The sequence below is a fragment of the Nitrosomonas sp. Nm84 genome, assembly GCF_003201565.1.
GTDB lineage: Bacteria > Pseudomonadota > Gammaproteobacteria > Burkholderiales > Nitrosomonadaceae > Nitrosomonas.
This window is the reverse complement of the sequence record NZ_QJJP01000060.1, coordinates 1-4,080: the sequence shown is the minus strand read 5'-3', so window position 1 is coordinate 4,080 and position 4,080 is coordinate 1. Positions and strand designations below refer to the sequence as shown.

The window sequence follows — 4,080 nt, the reverse complement described above, 5'->3', positions numbered from 1 at the left end:
TAATTTTTCAATCGATTATCACCGTGTTTGACAATTGAGCCAGCTTTCAGTACATTCAAAACTTATGGAAAAGGTGGTTTATTTTTCCTATACCCGCACCGAGCGCTCCTTCGACAGGGCCAGGCGCCAGGCGACCAGGCGGGTGTAGGTGTCCTCGTCGTAGCCGGGAGGACAGTCGGCGTGGCGCCGCAGCTTGCGCTCGGCTCCGGTGTGCAGCGGCTTGCCGCAGACCCGGCAGGTGGCACTCAGCGCGGACGTCGGCTTCGCCCGCTTCCCGGCCCGCACCGGGGTGGGTGCCGGACGGGCCGCGATGCCGTCGAGGAACCGGGACGGCTGCCGGTTGCCGCCCCCACCGCGCCGCGACCGGGACCAGCAGATCAGCAACTGCCGCTTCGCCCGCGTGATGCCCACGTAGAACAGCCGGGCCTCCTCGGCGACCTGTTCGGGTCCGGCGGCCAGGGACAGTGGCAGCGTGCCCTCCTGCACCCCGACCAGCGCCACCGCCGACCACTCCAGACCCTTGGCGGCGTGCAGCGTGGACAGCGTCACCCCGTCCGAGCTGAGCGGGTGCTCGGCCTGGGCGCGTGCGGTCAACTCCTCGACGAAGGTGCCGAGCGACGCGGTGCCCGCACCCGTCGCCGCCTGGGCGGACGCCACGTCCTCGGCGAGCGCGAGCACCGCGGCCAGTGATTCCCAGCGCTCCCGCACCCTGCCCTGGCCCGAGGGCGGCTGCTCGGTCCAGCCGAGCCGGGTGAGCACGTCGCGGCAGGCGTCCACCGCGCCCTCCCCGGGGTCGCGCCGGGACCGCTCGGTGAGCGTGCCGATCACCTGGCGTACCTCGGGCCGGTCGTAGAACCCCTCGCCCCCGCGCACGGTGAACGGGACGCCGGCCTGCGCCAGCGCGGACTCGAACAGCGGCGACTGTGCGTGCACCCGGTACAGCACGGCCTGTTCGCGCCACGGCACCCCGGCCTCGTGCTGCTCGACCAGCCAGCGCGCCACCGCGGTGGCCTCGTCGTACTCGCTCGCACAGGGCAGCACCCGCGGCGGCGGCCCGGGCTCGCACTGGGACTCCAGCACGACCGTGCCCAGCCGGGTGTTCCGGGCGACCGTGTTGGCCAGCTCGACCACCTGCGGCGTGGACCGGTAGTCGCGCACCAGCCGCACCACGGTCGCGTCCGGGAAACGCCCGGAGAACCCGGTCAGGTAGGACGGCGTGGCGCCGGCGAAGGAATGGATGGTCTGGGCCGGGTCGCCGACCACGCAGTGGTCGCGTCCGGTGCCCCACCAGTGGTCGAGCAGGGTCTGCTGGACGGGGTTCACGTCCTGGTACTCGTCGACGACGAGGTGCCGGTAGGTGGCGCGCACCTCTTCGGCGATGTCGGCGTGCTCGCCCAGCATCGCCACCGCGCAGAGCAGGATGTCGTCGAAGTCGATCACCCCGCGGTCGGCCTTCACCTGTTCGTAGCGGCCCAGCACCCGGCCCACCTGCGCCGCGTCGAGCCCGGACACCTCGCGTCCGAGCGGCTCGGCGAGTTCGGCGTAGTCCGACGGCGTGACGTTGGTCACCTTCGCCCACGAGACCTCGGTGAGCAGGTCGCGCAGCGTGCTCGAGTCGGGACTCAGCCGCAGCCGGCGGGCGGCCTCGGCGACCATGCCCATGCGCTCGTCGCTGACCGCCGGGAGCTGCGAGCCGTACGCCCGCGGCCAGAAGTACTGGGCCTGGCGCAGCGCCGCCGAGTGGAACGTGCGCGCCTGGACGGCCGGAACGCCGAGCTCTCGCAGCCTTGATCGCAGCTCCCCCGCAGCCCGGGTGGTGAAGGTGACCGCGAGCACCGCGTTGGCCGTGTAGGTGCCGGTGGCGACGCCGTACGCGATCCGGTGGGTGAGCGCGCGGGTCTTGCCGGTGCCGGCGCCCGCGATCACCACCACGGGAGCGCCGAACCTGGTCGCGACCTGCTGCTGCTCGGGATCGAGCCCGGCGAGCAACTGGGACGGTTCGGCGATCACGGGAGACCACCTTACGGAGTCGATGTGACACAACGGTCGGCGCCCACCCCTGCTCCTCGTGGTTCGTTCCTCGCCACTCGTCAGGACTTCACGCTTCCCGGTCGCTCCGCGACCGTCACACCTGGCGTCTAGGGTGTGTTGCACCATGCAGTTCCACCATGCACAGACCGCCGCGGGGCTCGTCGAACAGCTCGTCGCGCTGTGGTCGGGGCCGCGTGAGGATCCGTTCGCGTTCGACCTGGCCGTCGTCCCCGGCCCGGGTTTCCAGCGCTGGCTCTCCCAGCGGCTGGCCACGGCCGGCGATCCGGCCGGGGTGTGCGCGGGGGTGGAGTTCGCCTCGCTCGAGGCCCTCGAGTGGCGCCTGGACGGACGCGACGACCCGTGGCGTCCCGAGCGGCTCGCGTGGCTGGTGCAACAGGTGGCGACGACCTGCGACGATCCCGAACTGGAGGTGCTGCGTCGCCATCTCGGCGCCTCGCGCGAGACCTACACCGCCGGACGCCGGATCGCCGGCCAGTTCGCCGGGTACGCGCGGCACCACGACAAGCTATGGGGTTTTGACGCATCGAAGCAAATGGCCTCCGTTGCGCGGATAGCGATGATCATGAACGACGACGGCCGTGCGCACGTGTTTCACCACGATTCGTTACTGCCACGCGAGGCCGGTCCAGAACAAGCAAAGCCTAAGAAGTTCAAGCTGATCTTGACCAATCCGCCGTTTGGAAAGCGCATTGCGGCCAAGTCATCAATCCTTGAGCATTTCGAGCTTGCGAAGGATGACAAGGGGCGATTGAAGAAGAGCGGATCAGTGCTCACTGAAGTCCTCTTCCTTGAGCGTAACCTGTCGTGGCTGGACAAAGACGGGCGCATGTTTATCGTGCTGCCGGATAGTGTGCTTGGCAACAAGCAACTTCTGGCAGCACGCAGCTACATTGAAACGGTCGGGCAGTTGGTCGCTGTTATTTCCTTGTCGCCGGACACCTTTGGACCTTCCGGCGCCAAGAGCAAAACCAGTGTCGTGGTCCTCAGGAAAATCGATCCTGCTCGTGAATCTGATGAAGACTTCGCAACGAAACCGGTATTTGTTGCACACGTGCCGAACGTTGGTTATGACTTCACTGGTCGAAAGACGGGTAAGGACGATCTGCCTAATGTTGTTGCGGAATACCGGAAATTCGTAGCGACCGGGAAAAGCGATACCCCGCTGACAAAGGCTATTCCTCGCAGCCAACTTGGCGATACATGGCTTGCGCAACCGGTGCTCGGTTATGGCATGCCGTCTGTCGGCACGTCATCAGGTTTGCGCCTTGGCGATCTCTGTGAAGCAGGCGGAATTACCACAGGCAAGACCGCATCAAGGGCGCAGTACCAAAAGGCCGGCTTGCATTTGGTCAAGGTTGGCAACCTGACAGGACATGGAATCGAGTGGTGCTCGGTAGAACGGCAATTCGTTGACGATGCGTTTTGGACAAAACACATCGGAGCAAGACTCGAAAAAGGCGACATCCTCCTAACCGCTGCCGCTCACGGCCCGAAGTGGATAGGTCTGAAGGTAGATATTTTTGAGGGCGCGCCGCCGCACCTCGATCAGCGCGTAATGTGTTGCGGAGAGTTGATGCGGATCAGGCTCAAGCCAGACTGCGGCATCGATCCGTATTACCTGCTGCTGTTTCTACGCTCACCTGCCGGGTATCAGGCAATCCAGAGTTGCATCCGAGGCCAGTCAGGCCACTTGTATCCAGCGGAAGTGTCCGAAATTATGGTGCCTGATCCTGCCGATATGCCTCAGGACGTTCTGAACAACGCTATCAAATCCATCAAGCGATCTCACGCGCAGCGGCGCCTTGCGGTCATTCGAGACAACATCGCGTCGAAGGCTTGCGATGCGATGTTTCCTTCCGACGCGGTAAAGCCGGTAATTGCTCTCTAGCCGGCAGTAAAAAGGGATGCTAAGAAGCATCCCTTTTTACACACCCATTCTGAACGCCCAAGTCATGCAACTGATGGGTAACATCAAAACCATGCAGCGCATGGCCTGCGCCCATGACACCAACAACCAGCTGTTTTTCC

At 65.1% G+C, this 4,080-nt stretch carries 2 protein-coding genes; one reads left to right on the top strand and one right to left on the bottom strand.

Going from position 1 to position 4,080, the window contains the following annotated elements; translation table 11 throughout:
* Nucleotides 1-87 precede the first annotated feature (87 nt).
* Entirely contained in the window at nucleotides 88-2,010 is a 1,923-nt protein-coding gene (locus C8R34_RS15885) for an ATP-dependent helicase (RefSeq protein WP_207896498.1), read from the bottom strand.
* 145 nt (nucleotides 2,011-2,155) lie between these two features.
* Between C8R34_RS15885 and C8R34_RS15880 the strand changes: the two genes are divergently transcribed.
* The gene (locus C8R34_RS15880) at nucleotides 2,156-3,940 is read left to right on the top strand and encodes an exodeoxyribonuclease V subunit gamma (protein WP_110342232.1); all 1,785 of its coding nucleotides are present in this window, start codon (nucleotides 2,156-2,158) and stop codon (nucleotides 3,938-3,940) included.
* The last annotated feature ends 140 nt before the right edge of the window (nucleotides 3,941-4,080 follow it).